Genomic DNA, 22,371 nt, shown 5'->3' with positions numbered 1-22,371 from the left:
TTATTTTTTTCTCCATTTTTTCCACAAATAATATAATCCGATACAACCTGCGATTGTCACAATCCACTTCGCTTCATTTGTTCCGTTCATGACTTGGTATGCCGAATATACTTCAATCAATAATGCCGGTATTTTACCTATTGTACTGGCAATACTGAAGGAGAGTAATGACATTTTCCCTAGAGCTGCAAATAAAGTCACGATACTTGATGGGATGAAAGGTATCAATCGAAACGATAGAACGAGTAGAAAGGCCTCTCTACCTTGTACATAAAGAAGACGCTCTACCTTTGGGTGCTTATTTACTTTATCGTGAGTGAACTTTTGAAGGCCTATGCGGTAAATATAAAACGAGATAATAGCCCCTAAGGCCTCACCTACGATCGAAATGATTGTGCCATTTGTTACACCGAAGAGCTGTATATTAATGGCGGTTAAAAAGATGCTAGGAATAACGCCTAAAAGACTAATGATGATGTTAATTAAGATACTAAGTGGAATTGCGATTGAATAGTATTCTGTTAAGAAATTTTGAATCGTTTCAGCCATTGTTTAAAATCCTTTATCTTTTTTTGCATTACACCATATTTCGTTTGTATAGGCAAGGGTAAATTTACATAATGTAGAAAAACGTTGATAAGAAGGGGGCTTTATACCTTATGTGGGTATTGGGTATATAAAAACAGGGGTATTTTAAAATGTTTTGAAAAACACTATAAAAACCTTTGTATGAAAGAGTTTTATAGTTATATTATCATTGTTTTTATATGGGAAATAATCATAAAATATAGGGGGTATATATTATAAAAGTCGAAAAATAGAGGATTGATGAAATTGCGCGGGTAAATATGGAAAAATAGATGAAAAAAATGAAAACTGATAGATTTTTTCGTTGTGAAATTGACTTTTAGTGAAGTTGCGATAATAATCATGAAAGAGGTGATATGATGAAACGAATAAGTAGTCTTTTCTTGAGTGGTTTATTGGCACTAATGCTGATCTTAAGTGGATGTGCAGGAAAAGAACAAAAAACAGAGAAACAAACAGGGAATCAATCGACATCAGTAGAAAAAATTAGTGATAATATTTTAGATGAAATGGAAGGGCCACCTAAAAATGGTCATACGATTGAAAGACATGTAGGCAAATCAGAAGAAGATTTGAAGAATCGCTTGAAGACAGATAAAGTATCAGCAGCAAGTACATACTATGACAAGGAAACAGCAACGAAAGCTGTAAAAGATAGTTTGAAGCAGCATGATAAGGAAATTCAAGACTGGTTAAAAAATTCTAAAGAGGCTCGTCTCGTATTAAATACAACACATTCATTCCCGGTTGGAAAAACGGTAATAAAGAAAAATATGAGTGTAAAAGACAAGTTGGTAAAAACTGTTACTGTTTTAGCAAGAGATAAGTCAGGAGAATTAGGGTTTAAGATTATTACTTCTTATCCATCTGATAAATAAGAAGGGGGAGTACATTATGTATACGACATTACAATACTTTCTTAAATCGTACTGTACGTTAAGTATTCATGAGGATGAAATAGTAAGCGTGATGGAAGAGTTTATTGAACAAGAAGACGAAGAAATTGTTTTGAAATTACGTGATGAATTAATAAATATGAAGAAAAAGAACGCGTGGGAAGAGGCGTGTGTATTAGCTGCGAAGCAAGGCAATCGTATGTGGTCTTTAGAAGAAACGAAAGACCATCTTGAAACTTTTTTACTATTACTGCAAAAGAAAAAGGCGTGATATAATCACGCCTTTTTCTTTATGCTATTCGGTGGATATTATCTATTCTTTTGGAGCGCTTTTATATACGCTTTTTGAAATTTGTCCATTTGATATTACTTCCCCGTTTTGTGTTACTTTTTTATACGTAACCGCTGTTATTTTATCACTAGTCCTACTAATTACTTGAGAAGAAACTTCAACATTTTTACCAGTATTTGTACCGAAAATGCGTGTAGTAATACTACCTCCATTTGAAAATGCTTGAATATAAATATGATTGCCCGTATTATTTTTAAATTTTAAATCTGGACCATAATCTGCTACTGCTGCATCTTGCCCAAGTGGTAAATAATTTACCGGCATAGAATGATTGCTTCGAGAAACAATGCCTAAATCTGCCCTTAAAGCTGCGCTGTATAATGTACTACTGACTTGGCAAACTCCTCCGCCTGCACTTTGTATTACTTTACCTTGTGAATATACTGCTGCAGATTTGTAACCATGTGCAGCATCAGTTACGCCAACGCGGCCGTTAAAACTAAACGTTTCATCAGGTGCGACAATAACCCCACTTAAAGTATTGGCTGACTTATTTACGTTAAATGATTGATTTCCGTTACGGCCGGCCATTGGAGTAGAATATTCAGCGATGACTTCTTTGATACCCATTTTCTGTATGTCTTCTGTAGAACGTTCTGGTTTTATAAATGTAACTGGCAATGTAACATCTGATTTACCAGTAGTAATAGCTTCGTTTGTTAAATCGTTTAGTTTCCCTTTATCAATTTTTTCTCCGTTTTGGCTTTGACTAACATTTACTGTTGAGCCTTCAATACTCAATTCTGCATTAACAGGATTTTTTAATGTTTCATTATATTTATCTTTTATAAAGGTTTCATAAGCTGTTGCATTTAATTGTGGTGTTAATTTATAGTCACGTTTTAATTCACCGTTTTCAGCTTGCTTACGCATTTTGTAACGATTCATTACGTTTCCTTCTTGTTCTTTGAAGATTTTGTCAATAATATCTTTCTCTTTATAATTTATCCCTAAATCTTTCCATGTGTAAGTTTGTTTATCGTTTTGGAATATGTAGGTAAGGGATTTTTGATCTAACTCAGTTACCTTTTGATTAATAATTGCTTGAATATCTTTCCTATTTTTTCCTTCGAGAGAAATACCTTCAAATGTAGTATTTGGTAATGCGGTAGTATTTAATTGATTATTTAATTTGGATACATATTGATATCCCCCAACACCGCCTACACAAAGTAATATGCCCCCAGCAATTGCAGAACCAATCAGTATTTTACTTAGCTTCATTTATTTCCCCCCAGAAATTTATGTATAAATATATGTATTACATTTTTTGTATAAAAATGATGAAAATAACATTATGTACGTACTAGTATACTATTATTTTCACTGTGTGTGTAATGTTTTCATAAAAAATGTTACATAGCTGTAATAATTGTCACTTCTTGTCACAATGTGTATGAAAAATATGTTGAAAAATATAATAAAAAGGCTGTCTAGAAAGATCTAGCAGCCTTTTTATTATAATTTTTTATGTTCATTTTTATTCGTAACACCGAGATGTTTTTGAAGGGTAGTTGAAATAGTGTCGACGCTTTTTTCATTTGGAACGTAATAATAAATACCACCTATATATTTATCTGTACCTTCTACTTGCATTTTTTCCATCTTTAAATTTGAATCCATTGAATTTTTTGTAATTGTCATCATATCATCAAACGTTAAATTGGTTTTTAAATCCTTATCGACAGCGTCTAGTAGGCCACCGATTTTATTAATGGAATTAAGAGATAGTGCCTTTTCAGCAATGGCCTCTAATACAAGCTGTTGTCGTTGGCCACGCATATAATCACTATCGATATGACGAGTTCTAGCTAGCGCCAATGCTTCTTCTCCATTTAAATGTTGACGTCCTTTTTTAAGATGAATTGCATCTGCTTCATCTTTACTATTTTGCTCTGTGAACTCAACTGGAACGTCTACAGTAATACCACCAAGAGAATCAACAATTTTAATAAAGGATTTAAAGTTGAATTTTACATAGTAATCAACTGGAACATCTAAAAAGTTCTCTACCGTATCAATTGTGCTGTCTACACCACCGAATACGTGCGCATGTGTAATTTTATCGTATTTATCACGTGATTTAATGTAGACGCGTGAGTCACGTGGAATGCTTACAAGTTTAACGGATTTATCGTTTTTATTAATTGTTGCAAGTAATAACGCATCTGTTCGAGTCGCTTTTCCATAACCTTTTTCCCTAATTTCACTTTCATCAACACCCATAATAAGTACGGAAATGTTGTCGGTCATAGGTTTAACAGCTTTTTCACGTTTACTGGACTTATCTCCTCGACCTAGTTCAGCATAAGCATTATTTAAGACGGACTTTGCTTTACTGTATATATGGAAGGAGTAGCCTCCTGCTCCAAGTGCTACAATTAGTAATGGAATAAGAAGGAACCAAAGTAGGCGTTTTTTCTTTGAGCGTCCTTTTTTGGCTCGCTTATTGTTGTTCGTGTCGGATTTCATCATTTTTTCTCCTTTAAAACTATCAAAGTGTATACATTTAGAAGTGTATTCAAACACATAAAAAATATTTTACGCTAAATAAAAGCGATTGTACATGTATAAAAAATAGATGTCTTGATTATTTATAAGACACCTATTCGTTATTGTATACAAAAGATAGAGATAAGAAAATGATAAAATTTTACCTAATTACAACATAATGCTTACGATAATTGCAGATAAAATGCTAACGAGAGTAGCTCCATATAGTAATTTAAGGCCAAACCTCGCAACAACGTTTCCTTGTTCCTCGTTTAGTCCTTTTACCGCACCTGAAATAATACCAATGGAAGAGAAATTGGCAAAAGACACAAGGAAAACAGAAATAATACCAACTGTACGGGGGGAAAGGCTATTAGAAATTTTACTGAGGTCCATCATTGCAACAAATTCATTTGTTACAAGCTTCGTTGCCATAATGCTGCCAGCTGCGACAATTTCAGAACTTGGTACACCGATAAGGAATGCGATAGGTGCAAATATATAGCCGATTAATTGTTGGAACGTAATACCGAATATAATGAGGAACAGGTCATTAATACAACTAATTAATGCGACGAATCCGATGAGCATAGCGCCGACAACAATGGCTACACGAAAACCATCAAGAATGTATTCTCCAAGCATTTCAAAAAAGCTCTGTTTTTCACCTTTGATTTCTAAAATATCTTCGTCATCTTTAACGTCGTAAGGGTTAATGATGAGTACGATAATAAAACCGCTAAATAAATTGAGAACGAGTGCAGTTACTACATATTTAGGTTCAATCATTGTCATATAGGCACCTACGATAGACATAGATACGGTTGACATAGCAGAGGCACAAAGTGTATAAAGACGGTGTTTTGGAATTTGAGCTAATTGCTTTTTCACTGTAATAAAAACTTCTGATTGGCCGACAATGGCAGAGGCAATAGCGTTGTAAGATTCTAATTTCCCAAGACCATTTATTTTACTAAGAAAGTACCCGATCCAATGAATAAAAAATGGTAGTATTTTGAAATGTTGTAATATGCCAATTAAAACAGAAATAAAGACGATTGGTAATAATACATTAAGGAAAAATGGCATTTCACCTTTATTTGCAAGACCACCAAATACGAAATTTATTCCATTAGCAGCATACTCGAGTAGCTTGGTAAACAAACTGGAAATGATTCTAATTAGTATGAGGCCGACTTCTGTATTTAGTAGTAAATAGGTTAAAATTAACTGTATAATAAGCATGATAAAAATTGGTTTAAATTTAATATGCTTCTTATTATTGCTAGCAATATAAGCGAGCAAGAAAACAACAATTAGTCCGACGAAAAAAGTAATGAATTTCATGATAAGCCCCCTAAAAGAGATATTCTGCTATATATGTTTTTCATTTCAAGAGAGAATATGCATCTTTGGTAAAGAAAGGAATAGAGAGAGTATGAATATATGTAGAGTGCATCACGTTGCAATTATTTGTTCGAATTATGAGACGTCAAAGTATTTTTATACTAGAATATTAGGATTTAAAGAACTGAATGAAGTATATAGAAAGGAACGAGATTCTTATAAATTAGATTTATGTGTAGGAGAAGAGTATCAAATCGAATTATTTTCATTTCCAAATCCGCCTGAGCGCAAAAGTTTTCCAGAAGCAGCAGGTCTTAGACATTTAGCATTTGCTGTTACAAATATAGAAGAAGCTGTGAAGCATTTAAATCAATGTGGTGTTGAGACAGAATCGATCCGTATTGATGAAATAACGGAGAAGAAATTCGTCTTTTTCCAAGATCCCGATGGTTTACCTTTAGAATTGTATGAGGTTTGAAAATTGGTGGATTTTATATAGAGTTGCTTTCCAATAATTGAAGAAACTAAAGTGAAACTTCTTTTTAAAAGGAGGTGTAACTTTAGCTAAGAAAGCTAAAGGACATATGTGGATATTTTAAAATTATTGATGGTAGTCATTCTTATTGGGTTAACAGCATTTTTTGTGGCTGTTGAGTTTGCAATTATTAAGGTACGTAGCAGTCGTATTGATCAACTCGTTAGCGAAAAAAGACGAGGTGCACTGGCAGCTAAAAAGGTAACTTCAAATTTAGATGAATATTTATCGGCCTGTCAGCTAGGTATTACAATTACTGCTTTAGGGCTCGGGTGGTTAGGGGAACCAACTATTAAACATTTACTCGAGCCGTTGTTTTTAAAATTACAATTCTCACCTGCAATTTCCAGTACAGTTTCATTTATTATTGCCTTTGCAGTAATTACATTTTTACATGTTGTCATTGGGGAACTTGCTCCAAAGACATTTGCTATACAAAAAGCAGAACAAGTTAGCTTATTGTTATCGAAACCACTTATTTATTTTTACCGAGTTATGTATCCGTTTATTTGGGCTTTGAATGGTTCAGCGAGGGTTGTAACTGGTTTATTCGGATTACATCCAGCTTCTGAACATGAAGTAGCTCATTCAGAAGAAGAATTAAGGTTAATCTTATCTGAGAGCTATGAGAGCGGAGAGATTAACCAAAGGGAATTTAAATATGTAAATAATATTTTTGAATTTGATAATAGAGTAGCAAAAGAAATTATGGTACCTCGTACGGAAGTTGTAGGCTTATATGAGGACGAACCATTTGAAACACATATTAAAGTAATCGCACAAGAAAAGTACACGAGATATCCTGTATTTGGTGAAGATAAAGATGAAATTATTGGGATGGTTAATGTAAAAGATTTATTTATTCGTTATATGGATGGGAATCGGGACGAGGAGTGCTCGATTATGCCATATACAAGGCCAGTTATTGAAGTGCTAGAAAATATTCCAATTCATGATTTACTATTACAAATGCAAAGAAAACACATTCCATTAGCTGTATTGTATGATGAATATGGTGGTACAGCAGGGATTGTTACACTAGAAGATATTTTAGAAGAAATTGTTGGAGAAATTCGAGATGAATACGATGAAGATGAGAATCCACCTATAGAGCATGTAAGTGAAGGTTATAAAATCGTAGAGGGAAAAGTGCTTATTAGTGAAGTAAATGATTTGCTTGGCATACATTTAATTGCTGATGATGTAGATACAATTGGTGGCTGGATTATGGTACAAAAACAAATCGTTGCTGAAGGAGATGTTATTGAGAAACACGGTTTTTATTTTAAAGTCCTTGAAAAGGATATGCATCAAATTAAACGAGTGGAAATAAGGAAAGTAGAAGAATGATTTTCTATAAACTTTAATAAAAAGGATATACAGAAAAATAAATGTTTGCGCTTTCAAAAAAGGTGCTATATAGTGAAGGTGGATACTGAAAAATTCTTCTGAATGATACTCGTGTTTTTAGAGGGCGGATTTTTTGGATAAGGATTTAGAATGAAAAAGTATAGGTGATAAAAATGATAGCAACGAAGGATATACGTATAGAAAAAGATTTTTTAGGTGAAAAAGAAGTACCAAATGCAGCTTATTATGGTGTACAAACATTACGTGCCGTAGAAAACTTCCCAATTACAGGATATCGCATTCATCCATCACTCATTACAGCAATGGCAATCGTGAAAAAAGCGGCGGCACTTGCGAATATAGATACTGGTTATTTAGCTAAAGACATTGGACATGAAATTGCAGAAGCAGCGCAAGAAATTGTTGATGGAAAGTTTCATGATCAATTTATCGTGGATCCTATTCAAGGCGGAGCCGGAACTTCTATTAATATGAATACAAATGAAGTAATTGCGAATAGAGCGTTAGAACGTATGGGGTATGAAAAAGGTGCGTATGCGAAAATTAGTCCAAACACTCATGTGAACATGGCCCAATCAACGAACGATGCGTTTCCAACAGGGATTCATATTGCAACTCTTATGATGTTAGAAGAGCTTCTTATTACAATGGAAGCACTTCATTCTGCTTTTCGTAAAAAAGCAAAAGAGTTTGATCACGTTATTAAAATGGGACGCACACATTTACAAGATGCAGTTCCAATTCGCCTTGGACAAGAATTTGAAGCGTATAGCCGAGTGCTTGAGCGTGATATAAAAAGAATTAAACAGTCTCGTCAACATTTATATGAAGTGAATATGGGGGCGACAGCTGTTGGTACAGGATTAAATGCAAATCCTACGTATATTGAACAAGTGGTAAAACATTTAAGAACGTTTAGTGGATTCCCACTTGTTGGTGCAGAGCATTTAGTTGATGCAACGCAAAATACAGATGCATACACAGAAGTATCTGCAGCACTTAAAGTATGTATGATGAACATGTCTAAAATTGCAAACGATCTTCGTATTATGGCGTCTGGTCCACGTGTTGGGTTAGCTGAAATTCAATTGCCAGCACGTCAGCCGGGTTCATCGATTATGCCAGGTAAAGTAAATCCAGTTATGGCAGAAGTGATTAACCAAGTCGCATTCCAAGTAATCGGAAACGATCATACAATTTGCTTAGCATCAGAAGCAGGACAATTAGAGTTAAACGTAATGGAGCCTGTGCTTGTATTTAATTTAATTCAATCTATAAGTATTATGAATAATGGATTCCGTGTATTCCGTGAATATTGTATTGAAGGAATTACAGCAAATGAAGAATTGCTGAAGCAATATGTTGAGAAAAGTGTTGGAATTATTACAGCAGTTAATCCTCATATTGGTTATGAAGCAGCATCTCGTATTGCACGTGAAGCAATTGAAACAGGAAAATCTGTTAGGGAGTTATGTTTAGAACATGGTGTACTGACAGAAGAGGAATTGGATATTATTTTAGATCCATTCGAAATGACTCACCCTGAAATTGCTGGAGCTTCTTTATTAAAAAATAAAAAAATGTAATGTGAAAAACACCGATCCATTTGGATCGGTGTTTTATTTTTAAAAGATATTAAATACAGCGTTTAATTGAAGTAAGCTAATAACAGCTAAGAAGATTAAACTGTATTTCATTGCTGTTTTAAATAGAGCAGATTCTTTCCCAACTAGTCCAACTGCGGCACAAGCAACTGCTACAGATTGTGGTGAAACCATTTTTGCCATTGTACCACCTACTACGTTTAAGGCAACGAGTGTAGAAGGAACGATGTTTAACTGGTCTGCTGTTACTGCTTGAAGTGGTGCGAATAAAGAACCACTTGAAACTACTGAACCTGTAATGAATACGCCAATCCATCCTAAGATTGGAGAAAGAACTGGGAATGCATTACCAGTAGAAGAGAATGCAAGTCCAAGTGTAGATGACATACCAGAGTAGTTCTCTACGTAAGCTAAAGCGATAACGCTACAAATTGTATATACTGGAGCTTTTAATTCTTTCATTGTTTCAATCATTAATTCTTTAACCATTTTACCTTTTACGCGGTAAACGATAAGTGAAACGATAATTGCTAGTACAATCGCAGTAGTTGTAGAAGAGAATACATCGAATTTGAAAACAGCTGCGAAAGGTGTATCAGCTTTTGTAATTGGTGTAGTTTTCATAACAGCATTATGAAGACCAGGGAACTGAATGTTAAATACTAAGTTCGCTAACGCACCATCTGGAGCAAATAAAGCTTTAATCGGTTTTAAGTTAAAGATTGTTACAAATGCAGTTAAGAATACGAATGGAGACCAAGCATATAAAATTTGATTGAATGTATGTGATACTTTAGTTTCTTGTTTTTCTTCTTTAGTAGAAGATTTTGGTTGCCAAACACGTAAGAATAATGCAAGAGCAATCATACTTACAACGGCTGCGAAAATATTAGTAAGTTCTGCACCTAAGAAGTAAGTTACAGCGAATTGAGTAATTGCGAAAGAAACACCACTTACAAGAATACCTTGCCAAGTTTCTTTAATACCTTTAATTCCATCGACCATTGAAACAAGTAAGAAAGGTAAGATGATACTAATGAAAGGTAAAATAAGAACAGTTTGACGACCGATAGTTAATGCGTCAAGTTCAGTTAATTGTGCTGGTACTGTAACTGGAATACCCATAGCACCCATAGCACCACCAGCGATATTAGCTACTAAACAAATACCTGCTGCTTTTAATGGGTTAAATCCCATACCTACAAGTAGTGCAGCTGTAATAGCAACTGGAACCCCTAGACCAGCTGCGCCTTCTAAGAAAGCACCGAAAGAATAAGCGATTAATAATACTTGTAAACGTTGATCATTTGTAATGCTTGAAATACTATCGCGAATAATATTGAATTGCTCTGTTTTAACAGTTAATTTGTAAAGGAAAATTGCGGCGATAACGATAGTACAAATTGGATAAAATCCAGATAAAACACCGAATCCGGCAGATGCTACAGCTACTGTTGCTGGCATTTTATAAACAAATATTGCAAGGATAATAGCGACAATCACACTATAAAGACCAGCCATGTAACTTTTCATTTTGAATCCCATTAAACAAATGATGAAACAAAAGATTGGAAGTGCTGCGATTAGTGCAGATAGCCAAATATTGTTTAATGGGTCATAAATTTGTGTCCAAGTACTCATAATAATGACAACTCCTATCTATTATATGTGAAGAAATTCACATTATTTGTGAAACTATTCACAATCAACTTACATGCTTAGTATATTCTCCTTCAACACTATTGTCAACGTAAAAAAGTATAATTATTCCATAATAGTGTTAAAAGAAAAGCTTTGTTCATAAAGTAGACAAAAAACACACTCAAATGAATTTAAGTGTGCTGTATAAGTTATTTGCATATTATTTTGCTTATTCAGATGGCATGTTCCTTATAGGCGTATATTAGATGCATCTTTTATATCGAGTATAAAGTTTGATATATGAACTGATCTGTCCTGTTTGATCTAGTGAGGGAGGAATGGTGAGTAGATTTAATAGGAAGTTTGGCACAACAGTCCAACCGCTTGCAATACGAATAAAAAATTAGAAACAAATTTTTAATACCACATCATCTCTTTTTACTGAAAATTCCTTTTAGCGTAACAAAGAGGTTAAGTATAGTTCAGCTACATTACGATAGGTTATCAATTATAGACGGTATTTTACAATACCGTTACTGTGCATTTCAATGAGGTGAAAATATAACAAAAAGCCTGATAAAACAACGTTTGCAAGCAAAGTATTCGTAGGCCATTATTTTGCTTTTTCGTTATATCATATAGTATAATATTCAAAATCAACAAGGATTTTTTCCTGAATTTTTGTTGATGAAAATGGAAAAATTTTTCGGCTTTATAGGTTGATAAAGTTATGTCGTAACAGGAAATATAAGAACAGATATATAAATAAATAAAAAGAACATAAAAACGCAAATAAAAACGAAAATGAGGGGAACTTTATGAGCCAAAATCAATTCGAATGTCGTATTTCAGAAGAAGATGTACAAATGTTAAGAGCGTTAGCTCACCCACTTCGTCTACGTCTAGTAATGGAACTTATGCAAAGAGGAACATGTAATGTAACACAACTACAGGAAGTATTAGAAATTCCGCAATCAACGGTTTCACAACATTTAACGAAGTTAAAGCAAAATAAAGTAGTGCGCTTTGAAAGACGAGGATTAGAAGTGTATTACCAAATCCATAATGATAAAGTAAGTGCGGTAGTAAAAACATTATTTTCTTAAAATTTGAATATTATGGAAAAAGACGTGTAGAATATACGTCTTTTTTTATTTGTCGGAAAGGTAGCGAGAGAGTAAATATTAGCATGTGAGGAAGAAATGACTATCAATCAACATGCTGCTTTACGGAATATATTCTAAAAGGAAAAGAAAAAATAGAAAGGAGTGTAGTAAGCAAAAGGAGGGATATTAGTATGGATGTGAAACGTGTGAAACAAATCTTATCTTCTTCAAGTAGAATTGACGTTACATATGAGGGCGTACCAGTATGGATTGAGAGCTGTGATGAGCAGAAGGGGAGTGCTCAAGTGTATGATGTATCTAATCCTGGTGAGAGCGTTCATGTGGACGTGACAGCTTTAGAGGAGAAATAATAAAAAAGACGCTTCTAATTTTAGAAGCGTCTTTTTGTTATTCCATCATATGTGCAATTTTCTTAGAGAACATAAGAAGTACTAATCCCAGTACAATTACGATAATACCGATGCTTGCGAATACTTCTAAATATCCTAAAGATTGAGTGAAAGCGGCTAATTGTCCTGCTAATAAGTTTGCGAAGCCAGTACCAGCTAACCATACACCCATTAATAATGATGCTAATTTAACAGGAGCGATTGCACTTACCATAGATAATCCGATTGGTGATAAGAATAACTCACCGATTGTGTGGAACATGTAAGTGAATACAATGAATAGTAAGTTTGCTTTCATTGTAATGTTACCTTCATCGCTACCAGTTTTTAAAACAGCTAAAGTTAGAACTAAATATCCAATCCCTAGTAAAATCATACCTAATGCCATTTTTGTTGGGATTTTTAAATCACCATTTTTTGTTTTTGAAAGCTTAATCCATAACGCAGAAACAGGTAATGCTAGTAAGATAATGAATAGTGGGTTTACAGATTGGAACCAAGGTGTTGGAATTGTAAATCCACCAATTGTACGATCTACGAACTTATCTGTGTAAAGTGTTAAAGAACTACCAGCTTGTTCAAAGCCTGCCCAGAAGAATACAACGAAACAAGTTAAAATTAAAATTGCAACAGTACGTTTTTTCTCTTGTGGTGTTAAAGGTTTTTTCTCAACAGCTTTTGCATTTTGTTCTTTAGATTTTTTACCCACAACTGTTGTTCCAGCTGATCCTAAGTAACGAGGTGCTAATAAGTTAAATGCAATCTGTCCAATAATCATACCGATACAAGCTGTTAAGAAACCGTATCTATAATCTGCGAAGTACCCGCAAATGAATGGAGCGATAAGAGCTCCTAAGTTAATCCCCATGTAGAAGATAGTGAAGGCACTATCACGACGAGAATCGTTGTCGCTATATAATTGACCTAATAAAGTCGAAATATTCGGTTTGAAGAATCCGTTACCGATAACTAATAATCCTAATCCTAAAAATAGTCCAGTTTTCGTATTCATTGAAAATAGTACGAAGTTACCAAGCGCCATAATGATACCACCAATAGTAATGGCATGTCGCTTCGTAATGAAATGGTCAGTTAACCAACCACCAATAATAGGTGTGAAATATACAAGCATTGTGAAAATACCGTAAATTTGAACTGCAACTGCTTTATCAAATCCTAAACCGCCGCTTACTAAGCTCGTTGTTAAATAAAGAACTAATAAGCCACGCATTCCGTAATAACTAAATCTTTCCCATGCCTCTGTAAAGAACAACAAGTATAACCCTGGTGGATGTTTTTTTGGTGATTGTTGCTCTCCAGCTTTGTCTAATTTTAAAGCTGCATCCATGTTTGTTTCCCCCTAATCCTGTATAACGGATATTTATGTAATCATTTTAATTTACAAAATATTTAGAAGTCAATAGAATTATATGGAAATAGAAAGAAAATTTCTAAAAAAGTTCTATTTTTCTTCAACCGTTACTGTATTTTGCCCTGAAAACGAGATGATAAGCGTTTTCAAATGTAATAATTGAATTCTAAAAGAAAATAAAATAGTGATTAATCAGAAAATTTAGATTAAAAAATCTATTCTGATATAAAGAAAATATATTCTATTTACTTTTATAATATAACATATTGGGAATAAAAATACAAAATGAAATAATGTGACACTTCAGTGAAATGAAAAAACCAGCTCCATCAAAGAGAGAGCTGGTTAGAATGAAATTATTTAACAAAGCGCTTTTCGATATCATCTAGTAATAGGTTAGCAGCCATTACACCGCCAGCTGTATTCCAAATAACATCGTCGACTTTGTATGCTTTACCATTTTTTACGGCATTTAAATTTTTAAATAGAGGATCGTTTATATATTCTTTTTCTAGTTCAGATCCTTTTTTCTCATTTCCTTTATCGAATGTGAAGTAGAATAATACGTCACCATCCATAGCAGAAATACGCTCTTTAGATACGTTACGCTCTGCAAAATCATCTTTGTTTTGATCTCCAGGACGTTTAAATCCAAGTTCTTTTAAAATAACACCAGAGAATGTATCGCCATGATAAATACGAACATCACCAGGCATGAAACGAACCATAGAGATTTCTTGATTTACTTTATCGCCAAGTTTGCCTTTTAAATCTTTCATACGTGATTCGTAATCAGCTAAAACTTTTTGACCTTCTTTTTCTTTATTTAATGCTTTTGCATAAAATTTGAAGTTATCTTTCCATTCCCCACGTAATGTTTCTGAGAACACAGTAGGTGCAATTGCTTTTAGTTGTTCGTACACTTTTTCGTGACGCATTTTGTTACCGATAATTAAGTCTGGTTTTAAAGAAGCAATTGTTTCAACGTTAACTTGTCCTTCATCACCAACAACTTTTACATCTTTCATTTTATCCTTAATATGTGGATACCATGGATCACCAGTCCAAGACTTTACAGCACCAACTGGTTTCACACCTAATTCAAGTAAAGCTTCAGTTCCTTCATTTGTTAAGATAACTACACGTTTTGGATTAGCAGGAACTTCTGTTTTACCCATTGCATGTTCTACAGTAACCACTTCTTTTTTATTATCTTCTTTTGTAGATTCTTCTTTGTTATTTGATTTTCCACAAGCGCTTAAAAGCATTGAAAATGCTAGTAAAAATACAAATACTGTAAACGATTTTTTCCGCATGAAATTCATTATGTACCCCCTACATGTTGAGAATATTTTTCAATAGCAAGCATGATATTAAGCCTTTATCTTTTGATTGTCAATACATATGGTTGAAAATAATTCTCATTTCCGTTGACAATAAGAATTAAGTTGAAATACACTTACAACGTATCATTATACATTGAAGGGGAAACGCTGCATGTTATTAAAAACAAATCAAGCAAAATGGATTGGATTATTTGTTGGAATCATTGCAGTCGTTATTTGTATTTGGGGAAGTATTATTTTCGGATATACAAATACGAGCTGGAAATTAGCGCTAGATGCTTTTTTCCATTTTAATGGTTCTAATGAACATATTATTATTCAAAATGTGCGCCTTCCAAGGGCACTTATAGCAGCAAGTGTTGGTGCTAGTTTAGCCATCGCGGGTTGTCTTATGCAAACTTTAACTAAGAATCCACTTGCTTCTCCAGATTTTATTGGATTAAATTCAGGTGCTGCGTTCTTCATAGTTGTAGCAATTGTAATCTTTTCAGTAACATCATTATCAGCTTTCACATGGATTGCCTTTTTAGGAGCGGCGGTTGCCGCTGTACTTGTATTTGCTTCTAGTTCTTTAGGAAAAGAAGGGACTACTCCTCTTAAGTTAACGTTAGCAGGGGTCGCAATTAGTGCGTTATTTTCATCATTAACACAAGGATTACTTGTGTTAAATGAAAAAGCGCTTGAAGAGGTATTATTTTGGCTTGCCGGATCTGTGCAAGGGAGAAAGTTAGAAATTTTACAATCTGTATTCCCATATTTATTAATAGGATGGATTGCATCTCTTATGATGGCAGGGAAAGTAAATACATTGATGATGGGAGAAGACGTCGCGAAAGGACTTGGACAACGAACAATTTTAATGAAATCATTCGTGTTACTTATTATTGTACTATTGTCTGGTGGTTCAGTTGCGGTTGCTGGCCCAATTGGATTTATTGGAATTATTACTCCGCATTTTGCTAGATTTCTTGTTGGAGTTGACCACAGATGGAGAGTGCCTTATAGCGGATTGTTAGGTGCAATACTACTAATATTGGCTGATATAGCAGCAAGATATGTCATTATGCCACAAGAAGTACCAGTAGGAGTTATGACAGCATTTATTGGAGCACCGTTCTTTATTTATATTGCACGTAAGAGAGGGCTTAGCAAATGAAGAAATATATTCCGTTTCGTATAGGAAAAGGCGAGCTCTCGTTTTTAATGTATAAACGAGCTTGTCTCGTCTTGTTAAGTTTACTAGTTGTTTTAATAGGATTATTCTTTGCGAGCGCAGGTATGGGAGACATGAAAATTGCTCCTTATGACGTATGGCAAGCAATTACCGGAAATGGCGATGCAATGTCAAATATGGTTGTAAATAAGTTTCGTATGCCACGTATTTTAATTGCTATCCTCGTAGGAATTGCGCTTGCGGTAGCGGGCTGTATTTTACAAGGGCTCGTTCGAAATCCACTTGCTTCTCCTGATATCATCGGGATTACGGGCGGGGCAAGTGTCGCAGTTGTATTATTTTTAGCGTTATTTAGTGATAAAAATAATGCACTAACGGTAAGTATTCATTATATGCCGCTCGCAGCTTTTGCAGGAGCAACGATTGTAGCGGTTTTTGTATACTTATTTGCATGGCAAAATGATGGATTATCACCAATTAGTCTCGTTTTAATTGGTGTTGGATTTTGGGCATTAACGAAGGCGGCGACAACATTATTTATGTTGCTAGCACCAATTTATCAAGCGAGCCAAGCGAATGTATGGATTACGGGTACCGTTTACGGCTCTTCTTGGCAAAATGTTATGGTACTTGCGCCTTGGGTTCTCATTTTAACAGTAATATCATTTATCGCAGCTAGGCATTTAAATGCACAAGAGCTAGGGGATGATATAGCGGTAGGACTTGGGGTTCCTTTAACGAAGTCGCGTGTATTTATGTTATTACTTAGTACAGCTTTAATTGGTGGTGCGGTAGCTTTTGCCGGAGGGATTGGATTTGTCGGTTTAATGGCACCTCATATTTCACGAAGATTAGTTGGTTCTTTATACGGTGCATTACTCCCAGTTGCAGCTATTGTCGGTGCAATTCTAGTACTTGCTGCAGATTTAATAGGGCGTACAATTTTCACACCACTTGAAATTCCAGCAGGGGTATTTACATCAGCAATTGGTGCACCTTATTTCATTTATTTACTTTATAAAAGTCGGAATTCATAAAGGGAGATGAATATGCAAAAAGCATTGGAGACGAAACGCTTGACGTTGTCTTATGGTGAAACAATTATTATTGATGAGCTGAACTTAGAAATTCCAAAAGGAGAAATTACAATTTTTATCGGTTCTAACGGTTGCGGGAAATCAACTTTATTACGTTCACTAGCCAGATTATTAAAGCCAACAAATGGTGATATTTTTTTAGATAATCAAGCAATTCAAAGTATGCAAACGAAGCAAATTGCTCGTCAAATGGCGATTTTACCGCAAGGACCACAAGCACCAGAAGGACTTACAGTATTACAACTTGTAAAGCAAGGACGCTATCCATATCAAACATGGCTGAAGCAATGGTCAGAAAAAGACGAGGAAATGGTACAGAAGGCACTTGCAGCAACAGGTATGACAGAATTTGCTGAGCGTGATGTGCATGCTCTTTCAGGTGGGCAGCGTCAACGTGCTTGGATCGCAATGACACTTGCACAAGATACAGATATCATTTTACTGGATGAGCCAACTACATACTTAGATATGACTCACCAAATTGAAGTGCTAGATTTATTATTCGAATTAAATGAAACAGAACAAAGAACAATTGTTATGGTATTACATGATCTGAATTTAGCATGCCGCTATGCAGATAACATTGTAGCAATTCAAGATAAACAAATATATGCACAAGGTAAACCTGAAGAAGTGGTAGATGAGAAACTAGTACGTGATGTATTCCGAATGGAGTGTCAAATTAGTACGGATCCGTTGTTTGGAACACCGCTTTGTATCCCTCACGGAAGAGGAAGACGTGTAGTTAAAGAAGTTGCTCAGGCAATGAGATAAAAAAACGATGAGTGAGTCATCGTTTTTTTTATTTGGTACAAGAAAATAAGAGGAAGAGAGGAATACGTAAGCGACGTTTATACTCTTCTTCATCTTGAAAATAGGTTGGATTTGGTGTAGCTTCTTTTAATGATGTAATGGTAAATCCAGCTTGCTGTAATAATGTGAAATACTCTTCCGTTGTACGATGATATTTAATAACTTCTTGGTCAATCCATGGTTCAACCCGTTTGCCTAGTTTAAAATAATCATCGACGAGCCAACTCGTTCTTTTACCACTTGTTTGTAAGCTTTCAAATGAAGAAGTAATAACGGGATGTTGAACGCTAAAGATAAAGGTGCCATTTGTTTTTAAAGTTTGAAACACATTTTGAAAAATGATATCAAGATGTTCAATATAATGTAAGGCGAGTCTAGAGGTTACTAAATCAAAAGTGGAAGAGGGATAGGTATAATCTTTGAGGTTTAAAAAATGAACACATCCATTTTTATTTTCTAGTTGTTTTTTAGCTTTTCCATACATAAGCTCGGAGCCTTCAATGCCGGTGTAAGAGTAGCATCCCTTTTCTAATAATTCCGCACCAAACTTAGCATCACCACAGCCTAAATCGAGAATTTGTTTTCCTTGCACATGACCAATGAGCTGAAAGAATACTGGTTTTTCAATGGATTCATTTGGGCTATTTTCTCGGTATTTTCGTTTCATATATTGTTCGAAAAATGCTGTGTTATTGTATACATCAGATTCTGTAAATGCCATGTTTGAAGCCTCCCTAAATATTTTTTTAATTCTCTCAAATATGAAAAGTAAATGATAGATTTATTGTAATGAATCATATATAATCTAGAATTGTAAGCGGTTACTTTAAACTATTTTTCTATAATAAATTCTGAAAACGTGTTAAGCTAGTAGAGGGATTATTAGAACTATTAAGACAATAATCCGCTTACATGAACGATGGGAGGCTTCACAATGTCTAGTAAAACACTTGCGAAATTTTTAGAAGAAAATTTAGAGGATTTAAAATCAAAGGGGCTTTATAACGTAATTGATCCGCTTGAGAGTTCGAATGGACCAATCATTACAATTGGCGGAAAAGAATATATTAACTTATCTTCAAACAACTATCTTGGATTAGCAACAGATAGCCGTTTGCAAGAAGCAGCAATTGGTGCTATTCATAAGTACGGTGTTGGAGCAGGGGCTGTTCGTACAATTAACGGTACTTTAGATTTGCATATTAAGTTAGAAGAAACAATTGCAAAGTTTAAACATACAGAAGCAGCAATTGCTTATCAATCAGGATTTAACTGTAATATGGCAGCGATTTCAGCTGTTATGGATAAAAATGATGCGATTCTTTCAGACGAATTAAATCATGCATCTATTATTGACGGTAGTCGTCTATCAAAAGCAAAAATTATTGTTTATAAACATTCTGATATGGAAGATTTACGCCAAAAAGCAATCGCGGCGAAAGAATCAGGTCTTTACAATAAATTAATGGTAATTACAGACGGTGTTTTCTCAATGGATGGAGATGTTGCAAAACTACCAGAAATTGTTGAGATTGCAGAAGAGTTAGATTTAATGACATACGTAGATGATGCACACGGTTCAGGTGTACTTGGAAAAGGTGCAGGAACTGTAAAGCACTTCGGTCTTTCTGATAAAGTTGATTTCCAAATTGGTACATTATCAAAAGCAATTGGGGTAATTGGTGGATATGTAGCAGGGAAACAAAACTTAATTGACTGGTTAAAAGTTCGTTCACGTCCATTCTTATTCTCTACAGCATTAACACCAGCTGATGCGGCAGCTTGCATGAGATCAATTGAAATCTTAATGGAAAGCACAGAGTTACATGATCGTCTATGGGAAAACGGTCGCTATTTAAAACAAGGGTTAAAAGAACTTGGCTTTAACATTGGGGAAAGTGAAACGCCAATTACACCTTGTATTATTGGGGACGAAGTATTAACACAAGAATTTAGTAAACGTCTAAATGAAGAAGGCGTATACGCAAAATCTATCGTGTTCCCAACTGTAGCAAAAGGAACAGGTCGTGTTCGTAATATGCCTACAGCAGCTCATACGAAAGAAATGTTAGATGAAGCAATTCGTAAGTATGAAAAAGTAGGGAAAGAAATGGGCATCATTTAAGTAACGACATCTTTTGAATAGCTTGCAAATGAGGAGTGGGGAAAATGAAAAAAATTCTAGTAACCGGTTCTTTAGGGCAAATTGGTTCTGAACTAGTAATGAAACTTCGTGATGTATACGGCGCATCAAATGTTATTGCAACAGATATTCGTGAAACAGATAGTGAAGTAGTAACGTCTGGTCCATTTGAAACGTTAGATGTAACAGATGGACAAAAACTACATGATATCGCAAAGCGTAATGAAGTAGATACAATTATTCATTTAGCAGCTTTACTTTCAGCAACAGCAGAAAAAAATCCGCTATTTGCATGGAACCTAAATATGGGTGGACTTGTAAATGCTCTAGAAGCAGCTCGTGAATTAAACTGTAAGTTCTTCACGCCAAGTTCTATCGGTGCATTCGGTCCATCAACGCCAAAAGATAATACACCGCAAGATACAATTCAACGTCCTACTACGATGTATGGGGTAAACAAAGTAGCGGGAGAATTACTGTGTGATTATTATCATCAAAAATTTGGCGTAGATACGCGCGGTGTCCGTTTCCCAGGTTTAATTTCTTACGTAGCTCCTCCAGGAGGCGGAACAACTGATTATGCAGTTGAAATTTATTATGAGGCGATTAAAAAAGGTGCATACACCTCATACATTGCTGAAGGAACGTACATGGACATGATGTATATGCCTGATGCTTTACAAGCGATCATTTCATTAATGGAAGCTGATCCAAGTAAGCTAGTGCATAGAAATGCATTTAACATTACAGCAATGAGCTTCGAGCCAGAGCAAATTGCAGCGTCAATTCGTAAACACATTCCGACGTTTACAATGGATTATGCAGTAGATCCAGCTCGTCAAACAATCGCTGATAGCTGGCCAAACTCTATTGACGCAACAGCAGCAATGAAAGAGTGGGGCTTCAAAGCAGAATACGATTTAGATAAAATGACAACTGACATGCTGGCTAAGTTAAAAAAAAAGCTTGCAGCTGAGTTAGTGATGAATTAATAGGAAGGGTCGATTCTTAGGAATCGACTCTTTTTATTTGTATTTTGGGAATATGCAAATAATTACAAATGTGATAGAATGAGTTAATTTGTGTGTAAAGGGGAGACAAGGAATGGAGAAATGGGAGTTAGCAAAGGAAATTTACAATACGTCACGTTTAACGGGAACATTTAAACTTCGATCAGGACAAGTATCAAATCAATACTTTGATAAGTACTTATTTGAATCTAATCCAGTACTGTTATTAGAAATTACTAAACAGTTGAAAGAGCTCATTCCTCCTGATACAGAAGCACTCGCTGGTTTAGAGATGGGAGGAATTCCAGTAGCAACGGCATTATCTTTACAAACAGGTATACCAGTCGTATTTGTAAGAAAAGAAGCGAAGAAGTACGGCACATGTAAGTTGGCAGAGGGTGTTGATATTGCTGGGAAAAATGTTTGTGTTGTTGAAGATGTCATTACGACAGGCGGTCAAATATTATTAAGCACGAAAGATTTAAGAGAACTAGGTGCGAAAGTTAATCATGTTCTAGGTGTGATTGAACGAACAAAAGAAGGAAGAGATAACTTATTAGAAGATGGATTGCAGTTGCACTCCTTATTTACAATGGATGAGTTAATTGAAGGGGAAATGCAACATGCAAAGAGTTGATGTCGTATATGCACTAATACATGACGAAGAAACAGATAAAATATTAATGGTACATAATGTAGAACAAAACGTTTGGTCATTGCCAGGCGGGGCTGTGGAAAAAGGTGAAATATTAGAGGAAGCACTAATAAGAGAAGTGAAAGAAGAGACAGGTTTAACTGCTGCGTTAGGTGGACTTGTTGCGATCAATGAAAAATTCTTTGAAGAATCAGGGAATCATGCACTATTTTTTACATTCCGAGCGAATGTAGTAAAAGGTGAACTTATTGCGGAAGATGAAGGTGAAATTTCTGCAATAGAGTGGGTGGGTCGAACAATTGCGAATGAGCGCTTCCCATACTATGGCGGAGGATTTGAATCTTTGTTAGAAGTAGCCATTCCATACAAGTTTCAACCAGAAACAAAGTAATTGAACGAAAAAACAGGAGCCACAAGG

The 22,371-nt window shown here is 34.9% G+C and carries 22 protein-coding genes; 14 read left to right on the top strand and 8 right to left on the bottom strand.

Annotated features, from left to right (window positions below):
- Positions 1-549 carry a TVP38/TMEM64 family protein gene (locus OXT04_RS24675; protein ID WP_061661012.1) on the bottom strand — a complete coding sequence of 183 codons (549 nt, stop codon included), beginning with the start codon at positions 547-549 and terminating at the stop codon, positions 1-3.
- Between the two features lie 398 nt (positions 550-947).
- On the opposite strand from OXT04_RS24675, the gene OXT04_RS24670 reads away from it, so the two are divergent.
- Both OXT04_RS24670 and OXT04_RS24665 read left to right on the top strand, forming a co-directional pair.
- Complete coding sequence (locus OXT04_RS24670) at positions 948-1,466, top strand: RNase A-like domain-containing lipoprotein (RefSeq protein WP_000822706.1); 519 nt, start codon at positions 948-950, stop codon at positions 1,464-1,466.
- Between the two features lie 16 nt (positions 1,467-1,482).
- Positions 1,483-1,755 carry a hypothetical protein gene (locus tag OXT04_RS24665; protein WP_000288803.1) on the top strand — a complete coding sequence of 91 codons (273 nt, stop codon included), beginning with the start codon at positions 1,483-1,485 and terminating at the stop codon, positions 1,753-1,755.
- 42 nt (positions 1,756-1,797) lie between these two features.
- Here the strand turns inward: OXT04_RS24665 and OXT04_RS24660 are convergent, their stop codons facing one another.
- The 3 genes from OXT04_RS24660 to OXT04_RS24650 all read right to left on the bottom strand — a co-directional run bounded on the left by OXT04_RS24660 (position 1,798) and on the right by OXT04_RS24650 (position 5,676).
- A complete protein-coding gene (locus OXT04_RS24660) occupies positions 1,798-3,060 on the bottom strand; it encodes a VanW family protein (protein ID WP_098854718.1) in 1,263 nt (420 codons plus the stop codon).
- Positions 3,061-3,294: 234 nt separating this feature from the next.
- A complete protein-coding gene (locus tag OXT04_RS24655) occupies positions 3,295-4,311 on the bottom strand; it encodes an LCP family protein (RefSeq protein ID WP_267418242.1) in 1,017 nt (338 codons plus the stop codon).
- A gap of 186 nt (positions 4,312-4,497) precedes the next feature.
- Complete coding sequence (locus OXT04_RS24650; RefSeq protein ID WP_000668876.1) at positions 4,498-5,676, bottom strand: NupC/NupG family nucleoside CNT transporter; 1,179 nt, start codon at positions 5,674-5,676, stop codon at positions 4,498-4,500.
- A 91-nt stretch (positions 5,677-5,767) separates the two neighbouring features.
- Between OXT04_RS24650 and gloA2 the strand changes: the two genes are divergently transcribed.
- The 3 genes from gloA2 (at position 5,768) to aspA (ending at position 9,168) form a co-directional block, all read left to right on the top strand.
- A complete protein-coding gene (gloA2, locus tag OXT04_RS24645) occupies positions 5,768-6,154 on the top strand; it encodes an SMU1112c/YaeR family gloxylase I-like metalloprotein (RefSeq protein WP_001017682.1) in 387 nt (128 codons plus the stop codon).
- A gap of 108 nt (positions 6,155-6,262) precedes the next feature.
- Positions 6,263-7,561: a hemolysin family protein gene (locus OXT04_RS24640; RefSeq protein WP_000353320.1), complete on the top strand. Its 1,299-nt coding sequence runs from the start codon at positions 6,263-6,265 to the stop codon at positions 7,559-7,561.
- 173 nt (positions 7,562-7,734) lie between these two features.
- Positions 7,735-9,168: an aspartate ammonia-lyase gene (aspA, locus tag OXT04_RS24635; RefSeq protein ID WP_000562125.1), complete on the top strand. Its 1,434-nt coding sequence runs from the start codon at positions 7,735-7,737 to the stop codon at positions 9,166-9,168.
- 39 nt (positions 9,169-9,207) lie between these two features.
- Here the strand turns inward: aspA and OXT04_RS24630 are convergent, their stop codons facing one another.
- Positions 9,208-10,827, bottom strand: a complete 1,620-nt coding sequence (locus OXT04_RS24630) for an L-lactate permease (RefSeq protein ID WP_000109093.1) — start codon at positions 10,825-10,827, stop codon at positions 9,208-9,210.
- An 818-nt stretch (positions 10,828-11,645) separates the two neighbouring features.
- Here OXT04_RS24630 and OXT04_RS24625 point away from each other — a divergent pair.
- Both OXT04_RS24625 and OXT04_RS24620 read left to right on the top strand, forming a co-directional pair.
- Entirely contained in the window at positions 11,646-11,933 is a 288-nt protein-coding gene (locus OXT04_RS24625) for an ArsR/SmtB family transcription factor (RefSeq protein ID WP_000081428.1), read from the top strand.
- Positions 11,934-12,124: 191 nt separating this feature from the next.
- Entirely contained in the window at positions 12,125-12,304 is a 180-nt protein-coding gene (locus OXT04_RS24620) for an acid-soluble spore protein H (protein WP_000382679.1), read from the top strand.
- 37 nt (positions 12,305-12,341) lie between these two features.
- On the opposite strand, the gene OXT04_RS24615 is transcribed toward OXT04_RS24620, so the two are convergent.
- A complete protein-coding gene (locus OXT04_RS24615; protein ID WP_000338315.1) occupies positions 12,342-13,691 on the bottom strand; it encodes a peptide MFS transporter in 1,350 nt (449 codons plus the stop codon).
- A 380-nt stretch (positions 13,692-14,071) separates the two neighbouring features.
- Positions 14,072-15,040, bottom strand: a complete 969-nt coding sequence (locus tag OXT04_RS24610) for an ABC transporter substrate-binding protein (RefSeq protein WP_098854716.1) — start codon at positions 15,038-15,040, stop codon at positions 14,072-14,074.
- 172 nt (positions 15,041-15,212) lie between these two features.
- Between OXT04_RS24610 and OXT04_RS24605 the strand changes: the two genes are divergently transcribed.
- Genes OXT04_RS24605 through OXT04_RS24595 form a run of 3 tightly spaced genes read left to right on the top strand, consistent with a single transcriptional unit; the run spans position 15,213 to position 18,106 of the window.
- Positions 15,213-16,217 (top strand): FecCD family ABC transporter permease, encoded by a 1,005-nt coding sequence (locus tag OXT04_RS24605; protein ID WP_000925211.1) that lies wholly within the window; start codon positions 15,213-15,215, stop codon positions 16,215-16,217.
- Positions 16,214-17,272 (top strand): FecCD family ABC transporter permease, encoded by a 1,059-nt coding sequence (locus OXT04_RS24600; protein ID WP_000760059.1) that lies wholly within the window; start codon positions 16,214-16,216, stop codon positions 17,270-17,272. The genes OXT04_RS24605 and OXT04_RS24600 overlap by 4 nt, the downstream gene beginning before the upstream one ends.
- Positions 17,273-17,284: 12 nt before the next feature.
- Positions 17,285-18,106 carry an ABC transporter ATP-binding protein gene (locus OXT04_RS24595; RefSeq protein WP_098854715.1) on the top strand — a complete coding sequence of 274 codons (822 nt, stop codon included), beginning with the start codon at positions 17,285-17,287 and terminating at the stop codon, positions 18,104-18,106.
- A 28-nt stretch (positions 18,107-18,134) separates the two neighbouring features.
- On the opposite strand, the gene OXT04_RS24590 is transcribed toward OXT04_RS24595, so the two are convergent.
- A complete protein-coding gene (locus OXT04_RS24590; protein ID WP_098854714.1) occupies positions 18,135-18,866 on the bottom strand; it encodes a class I SAM-dependent DNA methyltransferase in 732 nt (243 codons plus the stop codon).
- 213 nt (positions 18,867-19,079) lie between these two features.
- On the opposite strand from OXT04_RS24590, the gene OXT04_RS24585 reads away from it, so the two are divergent.
- The 4 genes from OXT04_RS24585 (at position 19,080) to OXT04_RS24570 (ending at position 22,344) form a co-directional block, all read left to right on the top strand.
- On the top strand, positions 19,080-20,270 hold the full coding sequence (locus tag OXT04_RS24585; protein ID WP_000095906.1) for a glycine C-acetyltransferase: 1,191 nt from the start codon (positions 19,080-19,082) through the stop codon (positions 20,268-20,270).
- A 44-nt stretch (positions 20,271-20,314) separates the two neighbouring features.
- A complete protein-coding gene (locus tag OXT04_RS24580; protein ID WP_000723124.1) occupies positions 20,315-21,280 on the top strand; it encodes an L-threonine 3-dehydrogenase in 966 nt (321 codons plus the stop codon).
- A 112-nt stretch (positions 21,281-21,392) separates the two neighbouring features.
- A complete protein-coding gene (gene pyrE / locus OXT04_RS24575; RefSeq protein WP_000417032.1) occupies positions 21,393-21,935 on the top strand; it encodes an orotate phosphoribosyltransferase in 543 nt (180 codons plus the stop codon).
- Positions 21,922-22,344: an NUDIX hydrolase gene (locus OXT04_RS24570; RefSeq protein ID WP_098854713.1), complete on the top strand. Its 423-nt coding sequence runs from the start codon at positions 21,922-21,924 to the stop codon at positions 22,342-22,344. The genes pyrE and OXT04_RS24570 overlap by 14 nt, the downstream gene beginning before the upstream one ends.
- Positions 22,345-22,371 lie beyond the last annotated feature (27 nt).

Source organism: Bacillus sp. GC_Bacil_1, assembly GCF_026540675.1.
GTDB classification, from domain to species: Bacteria; Bacillota; Bacilli; order Bacillales; family Bacillaceae_G; genus Bacillus_A; species Bacillus_A cereus.
The sequence above is the reverse complement of the archived record's forward strand: the minus strand, read 5'-3'. Positions and strand labels throughout refer to the sequence as shown.

Coding starts and splice junctions, on each gene's coding strand:
- OXT04_RS24675 (WP_061661012.1), bottom strand. CDS start 549: ATGGCTGAAACGATTCAAAATTTCTTAACAGAATACTATTCAATCGCA.
- OXT04_RS24670 (WP_000822706.1), top strand. CDS start 948: ATGAAACGAATAAGTAGTCTTTTCTTGAGTGGTTTATTGGCACTAATG.
- OXT04_RS24665 (WP_000288803.1), top strand. CDS start 1,483: ATGTATACGACATTACAATACTTTCTTAAATCGTACTGTACGTTAAGT.
- OXT04_RS24660 (WP_098854718.1), bottom strand. CDS start 3,060: ATGAAGCTAAGTAAAATACTGATTGGTTCTGCAATTGCTGGGGGCATA.
- OXT04_RS24655 (WP_267418242.1), bottom strand. CDS start 4,311: ATGATGAAATCCGACACGAACAACAATAAGCGAGCCAAAAAAGGACGC.
- OXT04_RS24650 (WP_000668876.1), bottom strand. CDS start 5,676: ATGAAATTCATTACTTTTTTCGTCGGACTAATTGTTGTTTTCTTGCTC.
- gloA2 (WP_001017682.1), top strand. CDS start 5,768: ATGAATATATGTAGAGTGCATCACGTTGCAATTATTTGTTCGAATTAT.
- aspA (WP_000562125.1), top strand. CDS start 7,735: ATGATAGCAACGAAGGATATACGTATAGAAAAAGATTTTTTAGGTGAA.
- OXT04_RS24630 (WP_000109093.1), bottom strand. CDS start 10,827: ATGAGTACTTGGACACAAATTTATGACCCATTAAACAATATTTGGCTA.
- OXT04_RS24625 (WP_000081428.1), top strand. CDS start 11,646: ATGAGCCAAAATCAATTCGAATGTCGTATTTCAGAAGAAGATGTACAA.
- OXT04_RS24620 (WP_000382679.1), top strand. CDS start 12,125: ATGGATGTGAAACGTGTGAAACAAATCTTATCTTCTTCAAGTAGAATT.
- OXT04_RS24615 (WP_000338315.1), bottom strand. CDS start 13,691: ATGGATGCAGCTTTAAAATTAGACAAAGCTGGAGAGCAACAATCACCA.
- OXT04_RS24610 (WP_098854716.1), bottom strand. CDS start 15,040: ATGAATTTCATGCGGAAAAAATCGTTTACAGTATTTGTATTTTTACTA.
- OXT04_RS24605 (WP_000925211.1), top strand. CDS start 15,213: ATGTTATTAAAAACAAATCAAGCAAAATGGATTGGATTATTTGTTGGA.
- OXT04_RS24600 (WP_000760059.1), top strand. CDS start 16,214: ATGAAGAAATATATTCCGTTTCGTATAGGAAAAGGCGAGCTCTCGTTT.
- OXT04_RS24595 (WP_098854715.1), top strand. CDS start 17,285: ATGCAAAAAGCATTGGAGACGAAACGCTTGACGTTGTCTTATGGTGAA.
- OXT04_RS24590 (WP_098854714.1), bottom strand. CDS start 18,866: ATGGCATTTACAGAATCTGATGTATACAATAACACAGCATTTTTCGAA.
- OXT04_RS24585 (WP_000095906.1), top strand. CDS start 19,080: ATGTCTAGTAAAACACTTGCGAAATTTTTAGAAGAAAATTTAGAGGAT.
- OXT04_RS24580 (WP_000723124.1), top strand. CDS start 20,315: ATGAAAAAAATTCTAGTAACCGGTTCTTTAGGGCAAATTGGTTCTGAA.
- pyrE (WP_000417032.1), top strand. CDS start 21,393: ATGGAGAAATGGGAGTTAGCAAAGGAAATTTACAATACGTCACGTTTA.
- OXT04_RS24570 (WP_098854713.1), top strand. CDS start 21,922: ATGCAAAGAGTTGATGTCGTATATGCACTAATACATGACGAAGAAACA.